This is a genomic window from Bdellovibrio bacteriovorus, assembly GCF_002208115.1.
Classification (GTDB): Bacteria; Bdellovibrionota; Bdellovibrionia; order Bdellovibrionales; family Bdellovibrionaceae; genus Bdellovibrio; species Bdellovibrio bacteriovorus_C.
In genome coordinates, this window is the sequence record NZ_CP020946.1 from 957,843 (window position 1) to 979,159 (window position 21,317).

The following is a 21,317-nucleotide window of genomic DNA, read 5'->3' on the forward strand; positions in this document are numbered from 1 at the left end:
GTTCATAGCCATTGTTATATTGATAAAAAAAGCGGGAGGTTTGTGATGAGAAGAATATCTACTCAGCTTATCTTTTTGGGAAGTGTCTATCTGATTCTGGGGGCCACGGCGCTGGCGTTTGCATCGGCGGCGACTCTGGCTTCTGTGATGGTTCTGGGCGTGGTTTTATTCTGTGTGGGGATTGCGCAAATTGTGTACGGGATTCAAGGGCGCAAGGATGGGCAACTGTGGCCTCATTTGGGTTTGGGGTGTCTGGCTTTGGTGTGTGCGGCATTGATCGCCAGAAATCCGATTGAAAACACGTTGGGTCTGACTTTGGCGGTGAGCTTCTTGCTGATAGCCAGCGGTCTGACCAAATTTATCGGTGCGGTGACCGAACGATCCCTGGGGTGGGGCTGGCTCGCGGGCAGTGGATTGATTTCGCTTTTGCTGGGGGGACTGATTCTGGCGACGTTCCCGGTATCGGCATTCTGGACAATTGGTACGCTGGTCGGTGTGGATCTGGTGGCCGCAGGCATCGCCACCATGGGGCTGGGCATTTCGATCAAAGAGGTTCGCGAGGATCTGCGTGAAGCCGGACTTAACAGTTCTAAAATGAACACAGTCGAGCGTCGACGCTATGACCGGGACCGCGATGATGATTCTCGCACTCCGCCGCTACATTAGGTTGAAAAGGCACCGGGGGCTGCATTAATGTAGCCTCATGGCAAAACGCACAAGTACGAAGAAGCCCATGACCGAGGCCCAAAAACAGGTCCATGATTTCGTCAAGGATTTGCAAGTCCTTGCCCAGCAGCCTTTATCTAAAAAGCACTCCAAGCTGCTGCTGGAAGACTATCCCTTTGATGGCGCCCTGCTGAACTCCAGCTCTGTTTATCGTAAAAGCCGTGAGTTGTACCTTTCTTTGGGCGGAACCTTCACGGCGCGTGTGTGCTCAACGATGCGCTCTTTAAGTGCCCAGGATCTTTTCAAAGACAATATCGAATTCACGCCGACAGCCGCTGAATTGGGTTGGTTCCGGGATTTTCATCATGAAGTGGCGGACCCGCTGAATGAAATACACTCCCTGATGCGTTTCAATGAGATTTCTCTTTTTCACGAACAGAATCACCGCGTGATCTGGCGTCTGTTGCCACCGGCACCGACGGAACAGCGGGACATCAGTCGTTATTTGAATTTTGCCGAAAGCCTTGTGGTGACCCTGGATCTGGCCCTGGGGGATCAACTGGGTAAAAAGCTGTCGCCTGTCTACGAGCGTATAAAAGTTATTTATCGTTCGGGTGGTGAACACACCTGGATGCAAAAGTCCAAAGCTGAATATCGTCAGTATCTGCTGGCGATGTTTGTGTCGACTTACTATCTGCTTGAAATGATCAATCCCGAAGACATTCTGAAGGCGGTGGACTATGTTCTGCCAGGGCAAAAGAAAATGAACAAAGAGGCCGTTCATCGGGGGCTTGAACTGAGTGAGCTTTTCACCCGGGTCACCAACCCTTTGTGGCAGGATCGTTATTGGCAGACGGCCGCCGCCAAACTGGCAAAGATGCATGTGGACTCTGAAGAAGAGGACCTGTATCTGCCCGAGGATCCCTTGGATTTGCAGGACAGTGAGTTCTTCTTTGTTCACCGGGTCTTTGACTATTACGGTCTTTAATCCGCTTTATATCAGAGAAAAGTTTTAAACAGGAACCCGGCTGGACCTGCGCGCAGTCCAGTTCCTGTGACTTGTCAGATGTAATTCACAGAAATTGCCCGGCGACAGTTAGACTAAGAGGACAATTCTTTTTCGTGAGGGGCAAGAATGGTCCGAAAGTTCAATCAACTGATGAAGCGTGTGGTGGAATTTTATGATTTCCTCAAAGCCATGGATGAAATGCCCATGCGCCGTCTGTTAGGGGATTTCTACGAGGAAAAAGAACCACGCCGCAAACCTGTCCGTCGTGAAACTAAAACCTCGGTGGAAGATCTGCGTCCATCGAAGAACTCCGAACAATAACATTGCGGTAGATTACGTTCCTGCCGAGCGCCACGCATCTATCCGTTGCCCGACTGATTTTGGGCAACTGTCTCACATTCTCTTTAGCAACCAAAAATAAAACGTTCAGAATCAAACGGCACCAATGTCCTATCATCTTGATCGTCCAAGGAGGGATACATCATGCGAGTGGCAGTCTCGTCACTGGTTCTGACTTTTTTTCTTGTCTCTGTGACAGCGAATGCAGCCGTTGATTATAGCTCGGCATTAAGCCAGCTAAGTCTTTCGGAAATGCGTCAGGCTGCACTGGGAATCTGGAAGCATGGTTTGAACCCGAAAGTCTACTGGAATGATCGCCTGGAAACCTTGTATCGCAACGGGGGAAATCTGGAAAAGACCCTGCGTCCTCAGGCCAACCAGGCATTTTTGCGCATGTTGAAGGACCTGCAAATTGGCAGTGTGGATCCGGTGAATGCCGGTCGCGATGTCAAGCTGGTGCGACGGGATTTTTTGACGCCCAAGCAGTTTCAGATGATCGCTCTGGCTGCGGGTAATGATGCCCAGAGCTTTGTGAATTTGGTGGCCCCGCAAAATGCCCCTTATATAGGAGTGCAGGCGGCGATGCAGAAGATTTATCCGCATTGTATGGATGGAACGTGGCAGGACATTGTGCCGCTGACGACCCCTTTGCGTCTGTATTCGGTTCATCCGGTGATTCGCGAGATCAAAAGCCGGCTGGCATTGCTGGGCTATCCGATGAAGAACATGGATGATCGTTTTGACGGCGATCTGCTGAAAGCGGTGACCGACATTCAGTGGAACATGCGGATTCGCCCGGATGGAGAGATTTCCCCGAAAGGAAAGGTGTGGTCTTTCCTGAGCGTGTCTTGCATGGACCGGGTTCGTCAGATTCAGGTGGATATGGAAAAGATGCGCTGGTTCCCGCAGTATTTCGAAAAGAAATACATTTTTGTGAACCTGGCGATGTCGTACTTCATCATGATGGATCAGGCCACTGACTGGCCGCGGGTGATGAGCTTCCGCACCATCAACGGACGTCCCGCCCGAAAGTCACCAACCATGCGGGATGAAATCGTCAACGTCATCATCAATCCTTTCTGGGTGGTGCCGCCGACGATCTTTTATGAAGACAAGGTCAACGATCTGAAGGATCTGACCAGTGATCAGATTCGGGAATACTTTGATTCGCACCACTACGAGGCATGGGTCGGGGGCTTCCGACGTAAAGTGGATCCGACGACGATTGACTGGAAGGGCATTGCCGCCGGAACGGTGGATCCTGACATTATCATTCGCCAGCTTCCGCATCTGGGAAATGCGCTGGGGGTTTTGAAGTTTGATTTGACGAACAGTTTTGCGATTTATCTGCACGATACGAATCAGCGCGAGCTGTTTGATACGCCGATGCGCCAGCTCAGTTCGGGGTGTGTGCGCCTGGAAAAGCCGCTGGATCTGGCCGAGTACCTGCTGGAGGACACTCCGTGGGACCGTCAGACCATTGCTTCGATGATGGCTCGTCCCGGCGAAGTGGTGGCAAAGCCCACCGAGATTCCGGTGCCTTCCTACAAGCGCCTGCCGGTGTACACGGCTTATCTGACTTCCATGATGAATTCAGACGAGATCGTGAGATTTGTGGATGATATCTATGGTCAGAACCCGGCAGTTCTGCGTTACCTGGATGGACGTTTTTAAAGGTGATTACATGCCCCTTGGGGCAAAAAAGAAGCAGGAAAACTTAACAACGAAAATCACAATCGTGAAAGGGGTTCGAAAATGTTAGTGAGTAGAGTACTCTTGTTCGTTTTAGCAGGTGCGCAAATCAGTTTTGCGGCGCCCGAGGTGGGCAACAAGCCGGATCTTCCAAAACCACCGGCACCGCCGTCTGAGCCGACGCCTCCTCCTGGAGAAACTCAGTATGAGGGCGTGGGCCGTATCGATCAGGTGACGCGGGACAGGGGCGGGGATTTGTATCGTCTGGATCTTATCAAGACCTTGCCGCTGGTAAGAATCGAGGCAAAATCCCGACTGGGTCGCATGAAAATTTATTCTGTGTCGCTGGTGACGGATAAAAATGAAAAGGTGCCGGTTCGTCAGTTGATGGGTGTGAATGTGGATGAACCGATGGCTCCGATCAGTTCTGAAATCTTCCAGACCAAGACCGGCATTGTGGCAATTGAAATCCTGGCGGAAGCCATGGGTGGAGAAGCGGCTTTGGAAATCAAGGCCTTTTCCACCAAAGAAGCGCCACGACTGGCTCTGGGGTCCCGCATTCCGGCGTTTTCCTGCAAGCGCAATCTGGATGCGCTCCTGAAAGACAAACTGGATCCAGTGCAGTTATGGGTGGGACGTGCGGAAGCGGCGGCTCCGGGCTCGGTGCAGGAAAAGTTTGCGGGTAATCAGCTTCGCGATCAGGTGAAGGACTTTATCGCCACTATGAATACGGGCGGTACATTCACTTCCACTCCGTATATTCTGACGCTGATGAACTTCTTTGTTGATCAGTACAATGCGGTTCGTGGCGGAGGTGTTTCGGAGCCAGCCTACAAGAGTCTGCTGACGGGCACTTATGACATGCTGATCGTGTCCATTCAGAATGAACTGCCGTGCAGAAAATTCCCAAGTGCTGAATTAATCAAGATGGCAATGGATTTCAACAAAAAGCATCAGTCCATGCCAGCGGATGCCAGAGGCCGTGCGCTGTTTGCGACAATGATGGCCAAAGTGCGTGACTATGCTCCGGATCAGTACCGCAAGGAACTGGCGGCAGCCAACATGACCTTCCGTGAAGCTGACGCTGAAGGCACCAAGTACTACAAAATGTACGTGGGCAGCAAAGACGGTGATTTCCTGAAAGACACCAACAAGAACATGAGCGCTTACGCGTTCATGATTGCCGAGCAGGCCTTGAAAGTGGAAGTCAAAATGATGGATATCGAGCAGAAGTATCAGCTGATCGTCGAGTATCAGGCCAAATACAACTCGAACAACGAGTTTCCGCAGGCGGTGGCGATGCGCTACTTGAACATTCTGTCTGAAGAAACCTTTGGCTATCCAATGTTCTATTAACAGGTGTTGGAAGCAAAGATGATGAGCAACCGGGACCTCAAGTCCCGGTTGCTCATTTAATAACGTCCTCTTTTTATTTCAACGCGGCGGCCAGTGTGACCGCCAGCGGTGTGGTCTTTCTGCCAATCAGCTGACTGAGCTCATGACTTTCATCGTACAGGCCACCTTGCGCTGCCGCAGAGTCGGACTGAGCCAGAATCCCGGCGAATCCCTCGGGCAAACCCACTTGAATCAAGACAGCTTTATAGTCGGCCTCGGAAAGGTTGTTGTATTTTACTTCCTTGCCGGACTGTTTGGAAATCTCCGCAGCCAGTTCCTTCAGGGAATAGCTGGTGTCACCTGCCAGCTCATAGACAGCTTTTGGATTTTGCAAAGTCAGCACTTGGGCCGCGGCTTCGGCGTAATCTTCACGCGAAGCCGAAGCAATGCGACCATCCTGAGCGGCGCCCAGAACGGCTCCATGCTCGACCGCGGACTTCGCCGAGCCGACATAGTTTTCTGTGTACCAGCCGTTTCGCAGCAGGGAATAGCGCAGACCACTGGCCTGAATCATTTTTTCAGTTTCCTTGTGCTCCTGGCCCAGCACCAGTGGGGAGGTGTCAGCACGTAGCAAGCTGGTGTAGACCAGAAGCTCGACGGTGCCGGCTTTTTTCGCGGCGTCAATCACGGCCTTGTGCTGCTGGATGCGGGAACCCACTTCGCTGCCAGATATCAGCAGAACCTTTTGAATACCCTTTAATGTTGCAGTCCAGGCTTCGGGATTGTTGTAGTCGGCTTCACGAACCTGAATGCCCAGGTCCTTCAGGTTTTGCGCTTTCTGCACATTGCGAACGGCGGCCACAATTTCAGAGGCGGGAACTTTTTTAAGCAAAGAATGGATCACCAGTTGGCCCAATTGGCCAGTAGCACCTGTTACGAGAATCATAGAAAACCCCTTTTGAAGTGTTTAGGTACGTTCTCAGTATAGTTTCTTGATTTGTTCAGATAAATAGCTTTGCTGGGAATACAATGTTTCATATATTGAAACAATGGATAGATTAACGGCAATACAGGTATTTTTAGAGGTCGCCAAGACAGGCAGCTTTACCAAGGCGGCTGACAACCTAAGTATGTCCCGGCCCATGGTCACGCGTTATGTGGGGATTTTGGAGGACTGGGTCGGCACCAGTTTGTTGCAAAGAACCACAAGGAATGTCTCATTAACTTCCAGTGGTGAAATGTACTTGGAAAAATGCCGACAGATTCAGGACATCGCTTTTGATATCGAAGTGAACTCAAAATCCGCGTTGGATGAACCCAAAGGTGTGATTCGTGTCGCATCCAGTGTTTCGTTCGCTATGTCACAGTACCGCGAGCTGATTGCCCCGTTCATGGAGCGTTATCCTCAAATCTCGATTGATTTTGTCGTCACCGACCGTCAGGTCAATCTGATTGAATCTAAAGTGGACTTCGCCATCCGCATCACCAACAGCCTGGATCCGGGAATTGTCTCAAAGCAATTGGGAGTCTGTCACAGCTGTCTGGTGGCCACACCCAAGTATTTGAAAGCCAAAGGCACCCCCCGCAAAGTGGAAGACCTGCGCAAGCACCGTCTGATGGCCCACGATCACTTTAAAAATTCAAAACTTTCCTTAAGAAAAGGTGACCGCCAAGAAGAGCTCTCGTTCACCAGCGCCTTCAGTTCCAACGAAACACTTTTGTTGCTGGAGGCCGCCACGCAGGATCTGGGTATTACAATGATGCCCAGGTATCTGGTGCAGGATCATCTTAAGTCTAAGACTCTGGTCGAAGTTCTGTCTGATTGGAGTTTGCCGGAATTCGGCCTGCATATCGTTTTCACCAACCGAAAGTTCATTGCTCCGCAAGTGAGACTGTTCATTGACTATCTGTCGGCAGAAATAAAAAAGCAAAATTGGTAAGGGATTAAAGCCGGCCCCCGCAGGAACCGGCTTGTTTTATGTTCGGTCAGTCGACGCGCTCAACGCCACCCAGGGATTTGATACTGCGGACTTTGAGATAGTCGCAGTCGAATTCTCCGGTCAGCTTTAGACGGATTTTTTGATCTTTTTCCGGCGAACGATAGTTGGAGCGGTCAAACTTGATCACCAGATCGGCAATATATTCTTGGTTGTAGGACCCCGGTGTCATGACATCATAGGATGTCACTTCGATCTTGTCTTTTTTGCTCACAACAAAGTCGAAGCGGTTGGAGGTGTCCACGACATTGAAGTAGGCCTTGGTGATCTGGGCCACGCGGGCTTCACATGGAACCCCTTTGGTGTCAGTCAATGCCCAGACATTTTGAGCAGAAAGCAGCAACCCCATTGCAATCATCATCTTTTTCATAGTGATTCCCCATATATTGGATCCCCGCGGGGATCTGTTCGTTTTGATTGCTGAGGTTCTATCTCAATATGAGACGCCAGCGCATCTCTCAAATTTTTAGACATTCTACCGATAAGAGAAGCATGGCTGAAACAGTCGGTGGAACCCTTAAATCAATCCGGAAAAAGATGGGCTATCTTAGTGCCCGTTCTTTCTATATGGCCCTGGAGGGCCGGGCCGACCTGGTTTTCAACTATTCCTATTACATGAAGATCGAAGGCGGGCAGATTGCTCCTTCGGACAAGGTGATCAATCAACTGGCGGTATTGCTGCCCCAGGCGGATGGCGATGAATTGGTTGCGGCCTATTGCCGTGAGCTTTTTCCCAAGCAGATGGACCGTATTATTTCCCCGAATGCGGCATTGAGGCCGGCGTCCAGGGCCACGGGGAAAAATTCCATAAAAGGTTTCCAGCAGGAATTGACCGAACGGCAGGTGTCCAAAGTGGGCAGGACCCGCGATCACTATTTTTTGTTTTTGCTTCTGACTTTGGCGCGGGCGCCGTTGACCAGAGCACAGATCGAAGCCTATGGCTTTGTGGATCTTGGGACTGCTTTGCAGGACTTGCAGGACGTAAAGCTGCTGATGGAAGAGGGCGGCGCCTTCAGTGCGACCTTCCCGGAGTTTGTTTTCCCCAAAGCCAGCACGGAATCCATTAAAAAGATTTACTCCCTGCTGGATGTCTATGACCAGGAACGGGCGGCGTTTTTTAAGCTGGAGAAAGTCAAGCGCGGTTCGTTCTTCAAACGAATCTCCCCGCGCCAAAGTGATATCCTGCTGGCGCATCTTGAGCTGCTGTTTCAGACGATTCGCTCCGCGGACGAAGTCGATGTCACCTATAATACCGAGGTGATTTCATTCAACGTCAATTTGCACAAAGGCCCCGTCAAAGGTTAGCAGTCACAGGCTCGGGGACCAGCCACCCCAGGAAGGACAGTAGCGTGCGTGATCCGACGGACCTCGCAGCACGCCCCAGCGGTATTCACCGCGCTCATTGGGGTTGTTCGAAAGCCAGCCTAAAAACAGCCGGCGTTTGAATTCGGCCATATCCATGCTGCGACTGGCAAGATAGTTCACCACACAGACGGAATTTTCAGTGATGTTCTGAGCGGGCATCTGGCGGGCTTCGCTGGCAGGGCTTTGATTTATATAAGGAAAGATCTTAGCCAGTTGTTCCTTTTGTTCAGATGTCAGATCTCTGCCGGAATTGCGCTGCAGGATTTCCTTGTACGAGCGTCTAAGCAGCATCAGATCATCAAAAATGCGTTCATCCCGACTGGGGGAGGAGTAAATGTCAAAGGCTTCATACGACATGCAAGAAGGGTATTGGCGTTTGTAAGACAGGGCTTCGTTGACATAGGAAACCCGGTCTTTAAAGCCCACGCAGACGTTGTCAACCAGGCGGCTGACCATTTCGGTGTCACCCTCTTGCTGGGTGGCCAGACGGGACTGCAGAGTCTTCGTCCATTTTTGCAATGAAATCTGGAACTGTTCGGTGCTGTAACCCGGAACTTCCCATACCGGTCGGTTCAGGCTTGCAATCGGACGCCAGGCACGGAATCCCGCTCCGCTGGCTGAACTGTAGTTTCCTTCAAAGACCCAGTTGGCATTGGGCCAGGACTTTCTTTCCTGCATTGTGAATCCGGAGTGGGACCCCACCACTGAGTTGTAAACCAGATAGGGAACTCCGATGGGCAGAATCTCTTTGATAGTCCATGAGTGGTGGTTGACCGCGGTGGTCGCAAGAATCCCGCCAGAGCGGATCGTCTTGCGACTGATGGCAACTGGATAGGTGTCCCCGGGCAAAGACCGTGTGCTGGTGGTTTCATGCACATAAAGCAGGAAGCTGCGCACGCGTTCGATTTCGCGCAGCCGGTCCCAGCGGCTCATTTTGTTTGAGATCCGCGAACTGGAATAAGTCGGATCCTTAATGACAAAAGGCAGCCGGTGTTCATACGCAAAGATCAAGCGCATGGAATAAACAGCGTCGGCACAATCCACGCGCAGGCCATAGTAGGGATTGGCCTGTCCGTTGGGCAAAAGCCTGCGTGAAAAGAAGTATCTGTTCCACTCACTTTTCACCCAGGCCGAGTATTGGTTTTCCCATTCTGCCGACCATTGGTTGGTGTCAGTCCAGACAGCCGCCTGTCCCGGTGAGCCGAGAAGGGCGATTGTGATCAATATCAAAATCAACTTCATGCTGGTGCTCCGTTATTGGCAGATAAATCGGAATTTTTCCCAGTTTCTAATTTGGGTCGCATCGGTGTGGATTGTGTCGGTGATTCGTCCGCCACCACCCACGGCTGTCACATAGTGACCCGAGATGGTTTGAATCGCATAGGCTCCATACCCCAAAGAGATCAGCTTGAACTTTTCCCAAGCCTGCAATTGTGTGGCGTCGGAATGGATTACATCAGTGATGCGACCGCCACCTCCAACCGCTGTCAGGTAATAGCCTTTGGACGTCTTGATTCCATAGTTGATGACAGAGCTGCCATCGCACGAATCCACCAGGGTAAAACGCTCCCACGAGCCCACCTTGGTCGCATCGGTGTGAATGACGTCGGTAATGCGCCCACCACCACCGACGGCAGTAACATAGTTACCGAGATAAGTTTTGATCACACATGAAATCGGGGCGTTGCAGGCCTGTGCTGAAGTCGCCGCCATACCCACAAACAAAAACACGGAAAGAATAAGTTTTGTTTTCATTGGCTTCTCCTTGGGTCATCCATGACCGCCAGGTTCTAGCTCATAGCAGGCCGAACGGGGTTTCAATATTTACCTTGGGAAAATGTCGAGATAATGCTTCGGCTCGGTCGAGTCCTGTGTCAAAATGGCGGCATATGAAACAAATTGAAAAACAACTGGTTGATCGTTTCTTTCGTTATCTGGCAGTCAGCTCACAAAGTGATGACAATGCCCTGGCTTTGCCCAGCACTCCGGGACAGCAAAAGCTCGCGGAACTTCTTGCGCAGGAACTGAAAGACCTTGGATTGCAGAATATTGTGGTTGATCAAAAAGCCACAGTCACGGCCGTGAAGCCGGGAACCAAAAAGGGCGGCCCGCGCATCGGTTTCATCACTCATATTGACACCGTGGATGTTGGACTGAGCCCGCATATTCATCCGCAGATTCTGAAATTCACTGGCGAAGATGTTTGTCTGAATAAAAAAGAGAACATCTGTCTTAAAGTTTCTGAACACCCCGAGATTCTTCCGTATCAGGGGCAGGACATTATCTTCAGCGATGGCACCAGTGTCCTGGGGGCCGACAACAAAGCCGCCGTCAGTGTGGTGATGACCCTGCTGGCGAACCTGCGTGAGGATCAGCAGTATGGCGACATCGTGGTGGCCTTTGTGCCCGATGAAGAAATCGGCCTGCTGGGGGCTAAAGCAATGGATCTGTCGCGGTTTGATGTGGACTTTGCCTACACCATTGATTGCTGCGAACTGGGCGAGGTGGTTTATGAAAACTTCAACGCCGCGACGGCTGATATGACTTTCACCGGGGTGACCGCTCATCCGATGTCGGCCAAAGGTGTTCTGGTCAATCCGATTCTGATGGCTCAGGATTTTATGGCACTTTTTGATCGAGCGGAAACGCCGGAAAACACCGCCGGTCGTGAGGGGTATATCTGGTTTAACGGGATGACGGCGACCCAACAGGAAGCCAAATTGACGGCTTCCATTCGGGACTTCGATCTGAACTCGTTTGCGAGACGAAAAGAGCAGATGCAAAAGGCCACTGAATCGATTCAAGCCAAGTACCCGACAGCCCGGGTGCAACTGAAGATCACCGACACCTACAGCAATATCAGTTCAGCGATCGGCGAGGACCGCCGTGCGATTGATCTGATTTTTGCGGGACTGAAGGAAATCGGCGTAGAGCCCAAAGTCATCCCCATGCGTGGCGGCACGGATGGGGCGGCACTTTCCGCGAAGGGAATTTTAACTCCCAACTTCTTCACAGGCGCATTGAACTTTCACTCCAAATACGAGTTCCTGCCCATTCCGTCGTTTGTGAAGTCCTATGAACTGGCGGAAAAGATCTGTCTATTGGCGGCTCGCTGATCAGAAAAGAAGAATTCTTGGGTTTTGGCTTAAGCTATTGATATTTCTATAAAATTAGAAATTGGCGGAAAGCCGTTGTCGGGCCTTACCCGATGGGGGAAAAGTATTTCCCACAGTCCGAAAGCTCAAAGAAGTGCTTGAAAACACGGGGTAAAACCCATATAAAGGAACCTCACTTCAAGTGAGACCGTGGTTCCGTAGCTCAGCTGGATAGAGCATCTCCCTTCTAAGGAGAGGGTCGTACGTTCGAGTCGTACCGGAATCACCATTTTTCCTGCCTGATTCAAGACAACTGACAATCCACTGTAAAAAGCCGTGATTCTAAGACCGGGATTTGCTTCTTTGTGCGTCCGTTTGAACCCCTGATTTCTTTGTTTCAAAGTATCGGCAAAGGGGGGCTCTGTATGAAGCTCATCATTATTCTTTCGCTGATACTGTTAGGTGTTCAAAATTCCTATGCCGCTTGCGGTGATGAAACGGTTCGCGAGTTTGTGGGCGATGAGGCGGTGACGATGGCTTACAATGTTCGTTATGCGTCTTTCTCGAAAAAGAAAACCAGCGGGGACTATGTTTCGTGGTCCATCAAAAAGCTGGTGTGCGTGCAGACCAATCGCGGAATTCTGCCTGATACGATGCCGACTTATTCCTGTTCCAGTCCCAGTGGCGTGGGAAAAATCACCGCCAAAGCCATGTGGGATTCCATGTCTGAACTGGGCGTGATGCCAGATGCGACGACGGGACATGTGTATCACCAGGCCAAGGACATCAAATGCCAGGTTCACAAAGAGGGCGACGGCGGAACATCAGCCAATCCTCATTGTTGGGTTACGGCGGCTTGGGGAGATCAGTGCCCTTAGGCCACGTGACGCTTTTGCAGGCTGGCACACAAAGCGACGCCGCCCAGAATCACGTACCACAAGGTCAGAATCCAAAGAAGTAACAACGGCAGGGCTGCGAACGAGCCATACAGCTTGTTGTAAGCGAAGAATTTTTTAGCCAGAAGCACATAGCCTTTGTGAACTCCGAACAGGGTCACAGAGGCTAACAATGAGCTGATGAACGCCGCCTTGGCGCGCACGCGCACATCCGGCACCATTTTGTAAACCAGGAACAGCGTCCCCACCAGCACCAGGGAATTGGAAACGGTCGCCGGAATCACACGGTGAACGAACTGGAATTGCTCCAAAGATGTAAAGCCCACATAGATTGCCAGGAACACGGGGATCGCCAGAACAAGGCCCCAGTGATAGATCAGGCGCTTGTAAAAGGGTCGGGTGTTGCGCTGATTCCAGACACGGTGAATGCCCACTTCCATATCATGCAGCAGGCGAATAGAGGTAATAAACAGAAAGACGGCACCGGCGGTCCCCAGTTTTCCGGCGTTCACGTTTTTCAAAACGACTTTCATCATTTTCGTGAATCCGCTGCCTGCGGCTTCCTTCATGTTTGAAAGCAGCAAGGCTTCGACTTTGGGATAAAAGACCTCAAGGCCGCCGATAGACTGAAAGGTCGCCAGAACAACGGCGATGAAAGGGACCAAGGCCAGAGCAGTTGAAAAAGACAGGGAGGCGGCCACCAGTTGCAGCTCGCCATCGCGCATTTGTTGAATAGTGTCTTTGAGTACGCTCCAAAGTCGCTTAAACAAAATGAAGTCCAGTTCCGCGGTTGCCCGCTGCACATCCTGCGCGGATGCGCTTAAAGCCAAAATCTGTTTTTAACGGCAAAGTCGTTTCCTTGTCTTTCAATCTGAGCAGCATCGCAGTAAGGATCGTGCTCAAAGAAAAGATACCATGATTGGTCGGCCGCTTCACCTAGATACTTCTGTTTTTCTTCGATCAGAGTCAGCGGGTGCAGGTCGTAACCCATCACCCACGGCAGTTTCACGTGCGTGCTGGTGGGAACCATGTCGCCACAGTAAAGCAGTGTCGTTGTGCCGTCAGTGACTTTCACCACCTGCTGCGCCAGTGTGTGGCCGTTGCTGATAATGGCAGAAATGCCCGGAAGGAAATTATCTTTGGCGCCGTCCATGACGTTCAGAACACCTGCATCTATCAACGGCTGAAAATTCGCAGCATAGTAGCTGGCTTTTTCGCGCACATTCGGATGGCTGGCGGTTTCAAGGTTGCCTTTTTGCACCCAGTACTTGGCATTCGGGAAGGTCGGGACCAGCTTCCCGTTTTTTTCGGTCGTAGCGCCGCCGGCATGGTCGAAATGCAGGTGAGTCAGAATGACGTGATGAATGTCTTCCGGTTTCAAGCCATGGAATTGCAATGACTTCAGCAGGGACGGGCCGTCGGACTGGATGTTGAACAGGTCGGCAAACTTGCTTCCCATTTTGTCGCCGTATTTCGCAACAAAGTCGCCACCATTGCCGGTGTCGATCAGGATGTTGCAACCAGGGGACTTCAGCAGCAACCCGCGGGCTTCCATCGAAATGCGGTTCTTTTCATCCGGGGGATTGCTTCTTTCCCAAAGGACTTTGGGAACAGTTCCGAACATCGCGCCGCCATCCAGGCCGAAAAGACCTGTGGGGATCGGGCACACTTCATAGGGCCCGATTTTCAGCTTCTTGTTTTCAATTTGAATCGTTGTCTGGCTCATGAGGTTTTTCCTCCATCGGAACGGCTGGGAAAGCATCGGGATTGATCGTCAGCACCCAGCTCTTATAAGCAGCATACACCTCTTGGATCGGACCTGGGGGATGAACCGGACCTACGTGCAGGATCAGCTTTCCCGGGCGGGGCATGGATTGACCTTTAGGCCAAAGCTCCATCACGCCATCCAGATAGGTGAACAACAGCGGTGTCTGCGTGCGCTCTGAAAATATGGATACGCCACGTTTGAATTCCTGAATTTTACCGTCTTTGGAGCGGGTGCCTTCCGGGAAGATGATCAGCCACATGCGGGGCAGTTCAGTCAAAAGCTTCAGGATCAGATTGATGGCTTCACCTTTACGGTCTTTGCGGTCAATCGGAATGGCGCCCAGGCAGTGCTGGGAAAAGAACATGAACACCGGGTTGCTGAAAAAATAATCCTTCGCCGCGGCGATGTACAGATTCAGCCAGTAACGTCTTGGGATGGAGGCTGCGATAGACACCGCGTCCAGATGGCTGGCATGGTTGCTGATGATGATCAGCTTCGGCTGGGTCTTGTAGATTTCCGCAAACGGGGTGCCGCGGACTTCCAGGCGGATATAGAACTTGTACAGAATGTTCTTCAGGATCACGGACCACAGAAAACGCATGCACACACTGAAAAGATCAATGTGGCGGGTGAAAAGCGGCAGATGCTTCAGATAAGTGGGAAGCTTGGTCCACTGTTCGTTTTCGTAGTTCCAGTCCTTCATAGAATTACCGTCATCACGTAATAATAAATTGGCGCCACAAAGATCAGGCGATCCATGCGGTGCAGGAAGTCCCCACGGCCGATGATGAACGGACCCACGGTTTTCATGCCCGCATCACGACGAACCACGGTCATCAGGTAATCCCCAACGAAACCACCCATGGACGCCACAAGCCCAGAGGCCAACCAGTATTTTTCAGAACCGTCCGGCAAAAGGAAGCGCATGCAACCCGCCAGGAACAGCGTCAGCAGCGCCGACACAATGGTACTTCCGACTGTACGTCGCGGGTTGATACCCGGGAACATTTTCCAGCCGCCGATGTAACGGCTGACTGCCAAGTTCGTGTTATCGCAGAATTCTGTCAGGATCACCAGGTACATCACCTGGAAAACACCATTGGGCATTTTCATGATCAGGCCCAGATGCATGAACGACCATCCCAGGAAGATGAAAGCCAGCAACGTCAGGGAGATATACTGAATCATGCGCTTGTAAGAGTTCTTCACCAGCGGCACAAGGCAGGAAATCCCCAGCACCACCATCGGCATGGCATTGTAAATATCCAGACGGTCGTACCACGCGCAGACACCCAGTCCGATAATGCCCGCATAACAAATCATCACGAAGTAACTGCGATGGAACATCCCCATGATCTGGAAGAAAATCTTTGCGCCTAGAATCGCCAGGGCAGTCAGGGCCACCAAAGGCCAAGGCTCAGGCATACCCATGGCAAGAAACATCAGTGGGGCGGCAATCAGCCAGGATTTGATGCTGGCCCATGATTGAACAAAGTAATAGTTTTTCTGGCGGAAGAAAAAGACGATCAGGCCGGATGCAAAGATGATCGACAGAACGATCAGAACTGTCTGGCGGTAAATGTGGTTTTCCCAAGCCGTCGGCATGGCAATACGGATGGGAAGATCCAGATCAAAAAAATCCATTACGAAGGTTCCTCTTCAATTTTGTAGTCTTTGATTTTCTTGTACAGGCTGGAACGCGAGATTTGCAGGATGCGCGCCGCCTCTTCGATGTCCTTGGTTTGTTTCAGGCAGGTCTTGATGGCGTGGGCTTCAAATTCCTCCACCAGCGTATTTAAACCCTTGTTGAAATCAATGACCGTGTAAGACGGGGCACTGGTTGCGGTGGCCGCAGGCTTCAGCCAGGCCGCCACATCCTCACCACGAATGAACGGAAGTGGGGATGTCAGGCTCAGTTGTTCGCACACGCGCTTGAGTTCACGCACATTTCCAGGCCAGTTGTATTTTTTCAAAGCCTCCAGGCCGTCTTCAGTAAAGGACTTGTTACGGCGCGGGCGTTCGGCATCCAGGAAGTGGGCTGCCAGTTCGTTGATGTCTTCAAGACGGTCCCGCAGCGGCGTCAGTTGAATGCGCTGGGATGCCAGACGATACAAAAGGTCTTCGCGGAATTCTCCGGCCGCGACCATTTTTTCCAGCGGCTTGTTGCTGGCCACGATCACGCGGGTTTTCACCTGTGTTGTTTCTTTGGCGCCCACTTTGCGAACTTCACCGGTTTCCAGGAAGCGCAACAGTTTTGCCTGCTGGGTCAGGGGCAGGGCCTCGATTTCATCCAGGAACAGGTCGCCGCCGTGGGCCGCTTCAGTCAGGCCCACTTTGTTTTGATCTGCGCCCGTGAAGGCGCCTTTGATATGACCGAACATTTCGGATTCAAAAAGATTTTCCGGAATGCTGGCAACGTTTACTGCGATGAACGGGCGTTCGCCCTCTTGTTCATGCAGCAGACGGGAAACAACTTCCTTGCCGCAGCCGGTTTCACCCTCGATCAGAACAGGACTGGTTTCGCCACGCAGATCGGCAATGCGTTTTTTGATTTTTTGTGAAGCTTGGGAGGTTCCCACCCAACGCGTGGATTTGCGGTTGGCGGCAGGATCCACACTGCGCAGATCCCACAGGGCTTCGATTTTTTCCAGCACCAGCAGAATTTCTTCCGGCATCAGGGGCTTGGCCAAAAATCTTTGCGCTCCGGCTTTCAGACAGCTTTCCATCAGGGGACGGCTCAGGTCCCCGGACATCGCGACGACTTCCAGTTGGTTGTTGTGCTTGACCAGCTTTTCAATCACTGTCGGACCCACGGCTTTGGTAGAGCCCGGCTCCAGATGCATATCGACGAAAGCCGCATGATAAAAACGCTCGTATTGAATGGCTTCCAAAGTGGGAGCTGAGAAAACCTTCCAATGGTTCGGCAGGGACAGCTTCAAGGACTGATGGATCAGTGGATCATCATCCACGATAAGTAGAGAGAATACTCGAGTTGTTGCCATAGGACTTTAGCATACCCCACAGCCCTTAATTAGCCATCATTAGCACGCCTCGTCACCACGAATAGTGACGAAGGACGGGAACAGAGTTACCATTTTTAGAGTGGAGGCCCTATGAGCGCTCAAAGAATCTTGTTGGTTGAAAACATTCACACCGTCGCAAAGGAAAGGCTGGAGGAAGAAGGCTACAAAGTCGATCTGATCGCTCATGCGCCTTCCGAAGACGAACTGCTGAAACTTCTGCCAAACTACGACGTGCTGGGCATTCGCTCCAAAACGGAAATCACAAAAAAAGTTCTGGATTCGAGCAAACATCTGGTGACCATTGGTTGCTTCTGTATTGGAACAAATCAAGTGGACCTTCTGACCGCGCGCGAGAAGGGGATTCCGGTGTTCAATGCTCCTCATTCGAACACTCGTTCCGTGGCCGAGCTGGTGATCGCGGAAATGATTTCCCTGTCCCGTCAACTGGGCGACCGAAACACTCAAGCGCATTTGGGTGAGTGGGTGAAGTCAGCGGTGGGCTCTAAGGAAGTCCGTGGCAAAACTTTGGGGATCGTCGGTTACGGCCATATCGGAAGCCAGGTCAGCATCCTTGCTGAATCCATGGGGTTGAAGGTGCTGTTCTTTGACGTGCTGAAAAAACTTCCTCTGGGAAATGCCATGGTACAGAACACTCTGGATGATCTTTTGCGAAATTCTGATTTTGTGACTTTGCACGTGCCAGAGACTCCTGAAACCAAAGACATGATCGGCGCCCGCGAACTGTCGATGATGAAAAAAGGCAGCTTCCTGATCAACGCCAGCCGCGGCACGGTTGTTGTGATTGACGATCTGGTGAAATCCCTTCAGGAAAAACATCTGGCGGGTTGTGCGATCGACGTGTTCCCGGAAGAGCCGGCATCAAACAAGGAAAAATTCAAATCCCCGCTGCAGGGAATTCCCAACGTCATTCTGACTCCGCACATCGCAGGCAGCACAGAGGAAGCGCAGTATGCCATCGGCCTGGAAGTGGCCGAAAGCTTCCGCCGCTACCTGAAGATCGGCTCTTCGCCGGGGGCGGTGAATTTCCCGAATGTGGATCTGCCAGTGAAGCAGGGGACGTCGCGTATTTTGAACGTTCACCGCAATGAACCTGGTGTCCTGGGTGAAATCAATGGTCTTATTTCCAAGGCCGGTGCCAATATCGAAGGGCAGTACCTGTCGACAGATGAAAAAATCGGTTATCTGGTGATGGATCTGCATTCCAGTCAGGCGCACACGCTGGCGGCGGATATCGAGAAGCTGTCCCGTTCCATCCGCACACGTGTGGTTTACTAATTTTGAGTCGTCAGCGCTTTGACTTCTGAAGTGGAAAGCTCCTGATCAAAAATCAGGAGTTCTCTTATGTAGCCTTTGATTGGCAAAGTCGTCCCTGACGTCCCGCCTGAGAAAAGATAGGCATCCGCATTTGTGGAAGGCTCGTATCCCGATAGAGTTCCTGTTGAAGTCGTTGGGGTTGCTGTTGTTGCCGTGGAAGTGATCAGATTTCTTTTCGCCGACCCGCCAGTATTCAGTATCATCGCCTGGCCAGGCGAACTTGTGCTCAAGGCGGGGCCGCTGGTCGTTTCTAGTGTAGAGGAGTTCAGTGCTGAAGTGACTGTCCAGGCACCTCCGGCCGTGCGACCAATTTCAAACCCTTCCAGCCCCAGGGCCTCTTTTTTTCCAAATGACAAAAGTGAAGCTGCGGTCGCCTGGGTGGTAAAGGTAAAATGTGTATAAACCGTCATCGCAGTTGGCGTCGGAAAATCAGGAACAGTCATGGAATCATCAACACCATCGGCTGTGATGCGCAGAATTCCGCCGGACAGGGTGACGACGGGCTGGCGATTCGGATCTGTCTGGTAGGCGTGTTTTCCCTGAGAACCCTGGTCGTACCATGTCACCAAACGTCCGGTCGTGCCCGCAAAGGTTGTTAAATACGGGTCGACCATTCCATGTGAATCAAAATAGATGTCAGTGGTGTTATTGTCGGAGATGCGACGTACCGTCAGTGCCGGACCAGAATAGTTGCCACGTTTTCTCCAGGAGTAGATTCGGCTCGGAGTCGGCAGGGCCTGCATGCTGATGTTCAGAGTGCGGGTTGCTTGGCCGTCAGTGGCATTCAGCAGGATACCGGATTGTCCGTAGATTCCGGGGCTGGATGCAATTGAAACAGAACAATTCAGTCCTGAACCACCCATAGAGATATTTCCGTTGGGTATGACTCCGGTGTTTGAGCTGGTCGCAGAGGTGCCACTGCAGTCAATGGTGTCTTCGGGATCCGGGTCCGCAATAGTGAATTTTCTGGTGTAGGTGTCACCAAAAGTAACGGCATTAAAGGCTGTGTTTATGGCCAATGCCGGACCTTGTATCGTGATGTTTGGCTGCGTGCTGACAGGAGTGGCGGATTGGCTTGCAGAGGCGGTGGTCCCATATGCATTTACAGCTTCAGCGCGGAAATAGTAAAGGGTGCCATTGGTCAGATTTTCGACAATGTACGGTGAGGTGGCAGAGGTTGAAGCCACAGTTGTGGGTGGATTCGTGGTGCCATATTTAACCGTGAATGAGTTTGAGCCACTTCCGCCGGTCCAAGTGAGTGTGATCTTTTTGTTGCCAATACTGCCGCCTGTAATCGAAGAAAGTGTAACGGCCGCCGGCGCGGCAAGATTGCAGGAGATATTGCTGGTGGCAGGACCTGTGCCGACAGAATTGATGGCTTCAATCGTGTAATTGTAAGTCCCGCCGGAAAGACCTTCTTCCGAGCAGGTTCTGGTTGATATGTTTTCACAAATAACAACATTCACACTTGGATTCACAATGCGGCGAACGGTGTAGGTGATCGGCGGGGCACCGCTGGCCGGGGGCATCCAGTTCAAGGTGCATTTGCCAACCTCGGGAACTGTCACCGTCGGACTCAGTGGCACTGTCGGGGGAATGTTCGGAGTGGCGCTGAGTGTGTTAGTGGAATTTTTTGATCCCTGCGCATTGGTCGCCGTCACCGAGAAGTGATAAGGAACCATGTTCGTCAGGCCAGTCACCGTGTACGGTGATGTGGCGGCCGCAGAGGCGACGGTTGAAATATCACCGGCACTGGTGCCGTAACGAACGGTGTAAGCAGTGGCAAGACTGCTGGCTTCCCAGGTCAGTGCCACGGTTCCATTGCCCGGAGAAGCCGTCAGCATCTGGAAAGCTCCTGGCAGGCCCACACTACACGACACGGCGCTTGATTTGGCCCCGGTGCCAGAGGTGTTGGTGGCCTCCACTGTGTATTCGTAAGTGCCAGCGGCAATGGTTTCTTCGCAAGTCAAAAGGGGAGTGTTAGTACAAACTGCAACGTCAGTGGTGGGGCTGGTGATGCGACGGACGGTGTACAGGAAGGGAGCCGTTCCAGTTGTCGGTGCTTCCCAGGTAAGTGTGCATTTGCTGGAGTCTGCCGTCGCCGTCAGGTTCAGGGGGGCGGACGGCGGAGGGCTGGGTGTGGCGCTCAGGGTGTTCGTTGAAGTGGCTGTGCCGGCGGCGTTTTTCGCAGTGACCGAGAAGTGGTAGGTCGTGCCGTTGGTCAGGGCAGTGATGGTCTTCGCCGTTGTCAGCGAGGTCCCGGCCGAGGTGGTGATGTTGCTTGCGCTGGTGCCGTACATCACGGTGTAGGACGAAGCTTCCGGGCTGGCGTCCCAGGTCAGCGTCACTTCGGTGTTTCCTGGGATCACAGTCTGCAACTCAAAGGCGCCGGGCGCGCCCATGTACGGATAACTTTTTTCAGAGGTGGAATCCACCGTGCCGATATCATTGCTGGCCGTGACGCGGAAATAGTAAGTCGTGCCCGGCACAAGTCCGCTTTCAATCACCACCGGGGATTTGGTGGCTTTGATGGAATTGGTGTAAGTACCAGCGGCAGTTCCGTATTTCAGTTCGTAAGAAGAAGCGCCTTTGGATGTGCTCCAGGAAACCAGCAACTGGTGATCAAAACGCTGAATGGTCGCAAGATTGAATGCGCCCGGAGCTTCGCTGGAAGGTTGATTTAACGGATCTTCCTCACCCAGAGGTTTGGTACACGAAACGCACAACAAAAATAGAAGAAGTATAAACTTACGCACAGCTCTTTCAGTCTATCAGTGCAGACGGGAAAGAGCCATGG

At 51.9% G+C, this 21,317-nt stretch carries 20 protein-coding genes and 1 tRNA gene; 11 read left to right on the top strand and 10 right to left on the bottom strand.

The features are described from left to right. Positions 1 to 45 precede the first annotated feature (45 nt). The 5 genes from B9G79_RS04700 to B9G79_RS04720 all read left to right on the top strand — a co-directional run bounded on the left by B9G79_RS04700 (position 46) and on the right by B9G79_RS04720 (position 5,062). Entirely contained in the window at positions 46 to 666 is a 621-nt protein-coding gene (locus B9G79_RS04700; protein ID WP_088564507.1) for an HdeD family acid-resistance protein, read from the top strand. A gap of 37 nt (positions 667 to 703) precedes the next feature. Then, positions 704 to 1,654, top strand: a complete 951-nt coding sequence (locus B9G79_RS04705) for a hypothetical protein (RefSeq protein ID WP_088564508.1) — start codon at positions 704 to 706, stop codon at positions 1,652 to 1,654. 147 nt (positions 1,655 to 1,801) lie between these two features. Further along, entirely contained in the window at positions 1,802 to 1,996 is a 195-nt protein-coding gene (locus B9G79_RS04710) for a hypothetical protein (protein ID WP_088564509.1), read from the top strand. A gap of 162 nt (positions 1,997 to 2,158) precedes the next feature. Then, on the top strand, positions 2,159 to 3,688 hold the full coding sequence (locus tag B9G79_RS04715; RefSeq protein ID WP_088564510.1) for a L,D-transpeptidase family protein: 1,530 nt from the start codon (positions 2,159 to 2,161) through the stop codon (positions 3,686 to 3,688). An 81-nt stretch (positions 3,689 to 3,769) separates the two neighbouring features. Further along, the gene (locus tag B9G79_RS04720; RefSeq protein ID WP_232469171.1) at positions 3,770 to 5,062 is read left to right on the top strand and encodes a beta-sandwich domain-containing protein; all 1,293 of its coding nucleotides are present in this window, start codon (positions 3,770 to 3,772) and stop codon (positions 5,060 to 5,062) included. 73 nt (positions 5,063 to 5,135) lie between these two features. Here the strand turns inward: B9G79_RS04720 and B9G79_RS04725 are convergent, their stop codons facing one another. After that, positions 5,136 to 5,987, bottom strand: a complete 852-nt coding sequence (locus B9G79_RS04725) for an SDR family oxidoreductase (protein ID WP_088564512.1) — start codon at positions 5,985 to 5,987, stop codon at positions 5,136 to 5,138. 103 nt (positions 5,988 to 6,090) lie between these two features. Between B9G79_RS04725 and B9G79_RS04730 the strand changes: the two genes are divergently transcribed. Continuing rightward, entirely contained in the window at positions 6,091 to 6,981 is an 891-nt protein-coding gene (locus B9G79_RS04730; protein WP_088564513.1) for a LysR family transcriptional regulator, read from the top strand. 46 nt (positions 6,982 to 7,027) lie between these two features. Here B9G79_RS04730 and B9G79_RS04735 read toward each other — a convergent pair whose 3' ends face one another. Continuing rightward, on the bottom strand, positions 7,028 to 7,408 hold the full coding sequence (locus B9G79_RS04735) for a hypothetical protein (protein WP_011165285.1): 381 nt from the start codon (positions 7,406 to 7,408) through the stop codon (positions 7,028 to 7,030). A 122-nt stretch (positions 7,409 to 7,530) separates the two neighbouring features. Here B9G79_RS04735 and B9G79_RS04740 point away from each other — a divergent pair, with 122 nt between their 5' ends. Continuing rightward, a complete protein-coding gene (locus B9G79_RS04740) occupies positions 7,531 to 8,343 on the top strand; it encodes a hypothetical protein (protein ID WP_088564514.1) in 813 nt (270 codons plus the stop codon). 3 nt (positions 8,344 to 8,346) lie between these two features. Here B9G79_RS04740 and B9G79_RS04745 read toward each other — a convergent pair whose 3' ends face one another. Together B9G79_RS04745 and B9G79_RS04750 are read right to left on the bottom strand one after the other, a co-directional pair. Next, entirely contained in the window at positions 8,347 to 9,645 is a 1,299-nt protein-coding gene (locus B9G79_RS04745) for a hypothetical protein (protein ID WP_088564515.1), read from the bottom strand. Positions 9,646 to 9,657: 12 nt separating this feature from the next. Beyond that, entirely contained in the window at positions 9,658 to 10,158 is a 501-nt protein-coding gene (locus B9G79_RS04750) for a fascin domain-containing protein (protein WP_038450143.1), read from the bottom strand. Positions 10,159 to 10,292: 134 nt separating this feature from the next. Between B9G79_RS04750 and pepT the strand changes: the two genes are divergently transcribed. The 3 genes from pepT (at position 10,293) to B9G79_RS04765 (ending at position 12,376) form a co-directional block, all read left to right on the top strand. Continuing rightward, on the top strand, positions 10,293 to 11,519 hold the full coding sequence (pepT, locus tag B9G79_RS04755) for a peptidase T (protein ID WP_088564516.1): 1,227 nt from the start codon (positions 10,293 to 10,295) through the stop codon (positions 11,517 to 11,519). Between the two features lie 191 nt (positions 11,520 to 11,710). Further along, positions 11,711 to 11,787: transfer RNA gene (locus B9G79_RS04760), tRNA-Arg, on the top strand. Between the two features lie 136 nt (positions 11,788 to 11,923). Next, on the top strand, positions 11,924 to 12,376 hold the full coding sequence (locus tag B9G79_RS04765; RefSeq protein ID WP_088564517.1) for a hypothetical protein: 453 nt from the start codon (positions 11,924 to 11,926) through the stop codon (positions 12,374 to 12,376). On the opposite strand, the gene B9G79_RS04770 is transcribed toward B9G79_RS04765, so the two are convergent. Genes B9G79_RS04770 through B9G79_RS04790 form a run of 5 tightly spaced genes read right to left on the bottom strand, consistent with a single transcriptional unit; the run spans position 12,373 to position 17,164 of the window. After that, entirely contained in the window at positions 12,373 to 13,224 is an 852-nt protein-coding gene (locus tag B9G79_RS04770; RefSeq protein WP_232469173.1) for a YihY/virulence factor BrkB family protein, read from the bottom strand. The genes B9G79_RS04765 and B9G79_RS04770 overlap by 4 nt on opposite strands. Next, positions 13,215 to 14,120 (bottom strand): MBL fold metallo-hydrolase, encoded by a 906-nt coding sequence (locus B9G79_RS04775; RefSeq protein ID WP_088564519.1) that lies wholly within the window; start codon positions 14,118 to 14,120, stop codon positions 13,215 to 13,217. Before B9G79_RS04775 ends, B9G79_RS04770 begins: the two co-directional genes overlap by 10 nt. After that, entirely contained in the window at positions 14,095 to 14,865 is a 771-nt protein-coding gene (locus tag B9G79_RS04780; protein ID WP_088564520.1) for a lysophospholipid acyltransferase family protein, read from the bottom strand. Before B9G79_RS04780 ends, B9G79_RS04775 begins: the two co-directional genes overlap by 26 nt. Beyond that, positions 14,862 to 15,806 (bottom strand): phosphatidate cytidylyltransferase, encoded by a 945-nt coding sequence (locus tag B9G79_RS04785; RefSeq protein WP_088564521.1) that lies wholly within the window; start codon positions 15,804 to 15,806, stop codon positions 14,862 to 14,864. Before B9G79_RS04785 ends, B9G79_RS04780 begins: the two co-directional genes overlap by 4 nt. Next, a complete protein-coding gene (locus B9G79_RS04790) occupies positions 15,806 to 17,164 on the bottom strand; it encodes a sigma-54-dependent transcriptional regulator (RefSeq protein ID WP_088564522.1) in 1,359 nt (452 codons plus the stop codon). Before B9G79_RS04790 ends, B9G79_RS04785 begins: the two co-directional genes overlap by 1 nt. A gap of 111 nt (positions 17,165 to 17,275) precedes the next feature. Here B9G79_RS04790 and serA point away from each other — a divergent pair, with 111 nt between their 5' ends. After that, positions 17,276 to 18,481, top strand: a complete 1,206-nt coding sequence (serA, locus tag B9G79_RS04795; RefSeq protein WP_088564523.1) for a phosphoglycerate dehydrogenase — start codon at positions 17,276 to 17,278, stop codon at positions 18,479 to 18,481. Here the strand turns inward: serA and B9G79_RS04800 are convergent. Further along, positions 18,478 to 21,276 (bottom strand): fibronectin type III domain-containing protein, encoded by a 2,799-nt coding sequence (locus B9G79_RS04800; RefSeq protein WP_088564524.1) that lies wholly within the window; start codon positions 21,274 to 21,276, stop codon positions 18,478 to 18,480. The two genes, serA and B9G79_RS04800, sit on opposite strands and share 4 nt — an antisense overlap. Positions 21,277 to 21,317 lie beyond the last annotated feature (41 nt).

Bases quoted from the DNA above. Each gene is read 5' to 3' on its own strand.
- B9G79_RS04700 (WP_088564507.1), top strand. From the start codon at position 46: ATGAGAAGAATATCTACTCAGCTTATCTTTTTGGGAAGTGTCTATCTG.
- B9G79_RS04705 (WP_088564508.1), top strand. From the start codon at position 704: ATGGCAAAACGCACAAGTACGAAGAAGCCCATGACCGAGGCCCAAAAA.
- B9G79_RS04710 (WP_088564509.1), top strand. From the start codon at position 1,802: ATGGTCCGAAAGTTCAATCAACTGATGAAGCGTGTGGTGGAATTTTAT.
- B9G79_RS04715 (WP_088564510.1), top strand. From the start codon at position 2,159: ATGCGAGTGGCAGTCTCGTCACTGGTTCTGACTTTTTTTCTTGTCTCT.
- B9G79_RS04720 (WP_232469171.1), top strand. From the start codon at position 3,770: ATGTTAGTGAGTAGAGTACTCTTGTTCGTTTTAGCAGGTGCGCAAATC.
- B9G79_RS04725 (WP_088564512.1), bottom strand. From the start codon at position 5,987: ATGATTCTCGTAACAGGTGCTACTGGCCAATTGGGCCAACTGGTGATC.
- B9G79_RS04730 (WP_088564513.1), top strand. From the start codon at position 6,091: ATGGATAGATTAACGGCAATACAGGTATTTTTAGAGGTCGCCAAGACA.
- B9G79_RS04735 (WP_011165285.1), bottom strand. From the start codon at position 7,408: ATGAAAAAGATGATGATTGCAATGGGGTTGCTGCTTTCTGCTCAAAAT.
- B9G79_RS04740 (WP_088564514.1), top strand. From the start codon at position 7,531: ATGGCTGAAACAGTCGGTGGAACCCTTAAATCAATCCGGAAAAAGATG.
- B9G79_RS04745 (WP_088564515.1), bottom strand. From the start codon at position 9,645: ATGAAGTTGATTTTGATATTGATCACAATCGCCCTTCTCGGCTCACCG.
- B9G79_RS04750 (WP_038450143.1), bottom strand. From the start codon at position 10,158: ATGAAAACAAAACTTATTCTTTCCGTGTTTTTGTTTGTGGGTATGGCG.
- pepT (WP_088564516.1), top strand. From the start codon at position 10,293: ATGAAACAAATTGAAAAACAACTGGTTGATCGTTTCTTTCGTTATCTG.
- B9G79_RS04765 (WP_088564517.1), top strand. From the start codon at position 11,924: ATGAAGCTCATCATTATTCTTTCGCTGATACTGTTAGGTGTTCAAAAT.
- B9G79_RS04775 (WP_088564519.1), bottom strand. From the start codon at position 14,120: ATGAGCCAGACAACGATTCAAATTGAAAACAAGAAGCTGAAAATCGGG.
- B9G79_RS04780 (WP_088564520.1), bottom strand. From the start codon at position 14,865: ATGAAGGACTGGAACTACGAAAACGAACAGTGGACCAAGCTTCCCACT.
- B9G79_RS04785 (WP_088564521.1), bottom strand. From the start codon at position 15,806: ATGGATTTTTTTGATCTGGATCTTCCCATCCGTATTGCCATGCCGACG.
- B9G79_RS04790 (WP_088564522.1), bottom strand. From the start codon at position 17,164: ATGGCAACAACTCGAGTATTCTCTCTACTTATCGTGGATGATGATCCA.
- serA (WP_088564523.1), top strand. From the start codon at position 17,276: ATGAGCGCTCAAAGAATCTTGTTGGTTGAAAACATTCACACCGTCGCA.